The sequence below is a fragment of the Bradyrhizobium sp. sGM-13 genome (assembly GCF_018398875.1).
Classification (GTDB): domain Bacteria; phylum Pseudomonadota; class Alphaproteobacteria; order Rhizobiales; family Xanthobacteraceae; genus Bradyrhizobium.
In genome coordinates this window covers 1-2983 of record NZ_JAGWDK010000116.1, presented here as the reverse complement: position 1 = coordinate 2983, position 2983 = coordinate 1, and the positions used below count along the sequence as shown (strand labels likewise).

Below are 2983 nucleotides of genomic sequence, written 5' to 3'. Positions count from 1 at the left end.
TTCCATCAATTCAGCCTGCTGCAGCACGCGGGTTTCATGGAATCGGTCGTCTAGTGCAAGAATTCCTCCGACAAAGAGGAGATAAATTCCATTTATGGTTCGACTGCCGAATGCCATAGGTTTCTCCAAATTGACAATCTCGGCCTGGAAAACCCGCTCTGGTCAATTGTCCTGACTCCGACATCTTGAAAATCCAAGAATTCACCAGTTGCTGGCGCATATGATTTGTATACAGCTTCCTTTATTGCGAAGATCAATTTTGGACCGAAGCGACTACTGGACCACTCCCTGCGCTCTATTTCCGCAGGGGTGGTGCATATGATCGGCAGAAGGTCGGTTCCTAGCAGTTTCGATGTCCAATCCCAGAGCGAGCACGTTGCTGGAGCATCCGGCAACCGCTCAGCCTCAGCGGGAAATGGGACGGGAACTGCGGCACCTATCGGTCCGCCGGAAAACGTTGTGTCATACGCCAAAGCTGCGCAGATGACAGCCCCTAACGTCGCAAGCGTTTTCATAGCTGGAGCGAGTCCTTGTTATGGTCAATGTGAAGCTGCAAACTTGAACTGGCTTTGCGGTAGCTAGCCTGAGATCGCGGGCAACTCAAGGTCCCGCCGCGCGCCGACGTGGTCGGTCGCCTAGGCATCCAATCAATGAAATACCGACAGACGGCTTCCCTGCAGCCGGCCGCGAGTACGAATGTCTGCTCTCGTGGCCCAATTAGAACCATTTTTCTCAATCTGAGGTTTGTTGGTCTTGAACTCGAACCAGACATCACTCGAACTGTCAATTTGGAGTCAGATGCCGCGCCGTGAACTATTCCAGCCGCTAGAAATCTGCTTCGGGAGTGCTTAAGAAGAGCTTCCCGTTGCTGTAATAGGTTGTTGCGAAGATGAAGCTAGAGATATTCTCCTTGCGGGACCGGCCGGATCTGATCCCCTTGGTCTTTTCGAAGGCTTTGGATGGTGTGTGGCCCGAGTTCATGCGTCATGACGCGACGGCAAAGCTCTATTTTGGCGGATCTGTATTCTTCGACTACCTGGACTACGCCTTTGGAGGACTTGTCGATGGCGACGTCGTCGGACGCGCATTCGGTGTTCCATTTGCTTTCAACATCGAGGGCCGCACCGAACTGCCAGACGGTGGCTGGGACCAGGTTATACGCTGGGCTCATGAAGACAGGCTTATTGGGCGTACGCCAACCACAATGAGCGTACTAGAAATAGCGCTTGTTCCCAAAGCGAGAGGCATCGGCAATGCGCTGGCGATGCTGGATGCGTTGAAGGCATGCGCGAAGAAGCTGGGCTTTGCAGAAGTGTTTGCCCCTGTCCGGCCCACCCAAAAGCAACTCGGCTCGCGGACGCCGATGCGCGAGTATATCAAGTTGAAGCGTGCCGACGGTTTGCCTATGGACGCATGGTTGCGAACACACGTTAGTGTTGGAGGCAGAATAGTGAAGATCGCCCCTTATTCTATGACCATCGTTGGAACTATTGCGGAGTGGTCACAATGGACAGGGGAAGCGTTCGAACAGTCAGGCACGACAGAGGTCGAGGGCGCATTGGTACCAGTGATTGTGTCGGTTGAACAGAATTATGGAATTTACGTGGAACCGAATGTGTGGGTCCAACACTCATTATGATATCCGCATCCCTCTCTGAACAACGAAGGAAGCGGGATCGGCAGCTACCTCGTTCTACATCTACAACGTCCCTTTAGAAGCCGGAGCAATGGTGAGCTCGCAGCAGAGTCAGGGATGGAGGGAGCCGAGCATGAACCAGAAGGCAGCGCGTCGACAACCAGACCTGTTCGACATGGACGATCAACCGACGGCGCCAATTCCCGCACAGCGGGAGCAGTTGGCAGCGTTGGTGGAAGCGCTGCTGCGCGAGATCATCGCCGCGCTCGCGGCCGAAGAGGTCGACGATGACCAAGATCACCGCTGACCATCTCGCGCGCGCCGCCTTCGTCTACATCCGCCAGTCGACCGCCGATCAGCTCGTGCACAACCAGGAGAGCCGGCGACGCCAGTATGGCCTCGCCGATCGCGCCAAACAGCTCGGCTGGACCAGCGTCGAGGTCGTCGATGACGATCTCGGTCGCTCGGGCGGCGGTGTTAACCGGCCTGGTTTCGAGCGCTTGCTCGCAGCGATCTGCGAGGGACGCGTCGGAGCCGTATTCTCGATCGAAGCCTCCCGGCTCGCCCGTAACGGCCGAGACTGGCATACGCTGATCGAGTTCTGTGGATTGGTCGGGACCGTCATCGTCGATGAGGACGGAATCTATGATCCTCGGCATCCCAATGATCGCCTATTGCTCGGGATGAACAGGACGGTGACATAATGCAGTACCTCATGATCTCATTGAAGAGAGAGAGTTTTTTGTCGGGGGTCAGCTGATATTGGGTGGCCTCTCGCGATTGCCTGTCGGATGGTTGGCCGGGCCAAATCATCCTCGCGAATGACATAGGGTGCGCCGGGGCAAACCTGCTTTGCCGGCAGCAACCCGTCTCGGATCAGGCGAACAACAGTCATCTTGCTGACATCAAGACGGATTGCAGCCTCGTGTAGAACAAGCTCACGGCGTTCGGCCCGTTCGCCTTCTCGGTAGACTGGTATGTGATGCGCACCGCGGAAATTGCGCACGCGCAGCTGGGTCCAGGTCTGGCCTCTGGCCGAGCGGATACCCAGCCGATTGAGAACGGGGGCGATGCTGTGGTCTGGCAACAGACGGGCCAGTTCGCGCACCAACTGCTCGGTTGCCACATCGGTCTTGTAGCGATTTTGGCCCGACCGGTTCTTCAGCACTTCAAGCCGCGTGTGATCTCCACCCTGCCAGTGCAGCACGAGTTGCAGCCGACGGATCTCGACGGTAACGATGATCTCCTTGATCGCGGCGCGCAAAATCCGCTTGCGCGTCTCGACGGAGGCCGCTGGATCGTTCCAGAGCGCTGGAAGGTCACTGGCGAGCGCCATAAGCGCCATGC

The 2983-nt window shown here is 56.7% G+C and carries 3 protein-coding genes and 1 pseudogene; 3 read left to right on the top strand and 1 reads right to left on the bottom strand.

Annotation, left to right across the window (positions count from 1 at the left end; all coding sequences use genetic code 11):
* Nucleotides 1-979: 979 nt before the first annotated feature.
* The 3 genes and pseudogenes from KJQ96_RS38285 to KJQ96_RS38275 form a co-directional block, all read left to right on the top strand.
* Entirely contained in the window at nucleotides 980-1639 is a 660-nt protein-coding gene (locus tag KJQ96_RS38285) for a hypothetical protein (protein WP_213257377.1), read from the top strand.
* 130 nt (nucleotides 1640-1769) lie between these two features.
* On the top strand, nucleotides 1770-1943 hold the full coding sequence (locus tag KJQ96_RS38280) for a hypothetical protein (RefSeq protein WP_213257371.1): 174 nt from the start codon (nucleotides 1770-1772) through the stop codon (nucleotides 1941-1943).
* Nucleotides 1924-2337, top strand: a pseudogene (locus tag KJQ96_RS38275) (recombinase family protein); the annotation flags it as partial. The gene KJQ96_RS38280 and the pseudogene KJQ96_RS38275, both read left to right, overlap by 20 nt.
* Before the next feature lie 20 nt (nucleotides 2338-2357).
* Here KJQ96_RS38275 and KJQ96_RS38270 read toward each other — a convergent pair.
* On the bottom strand, nucleotides 2358-2983 hold a 626-nt coding region (locus tag KJQ96_RS38270), incomplete at its 5' end, for a helix-turn-helix domain-containing protein (protein WP_249735073.1).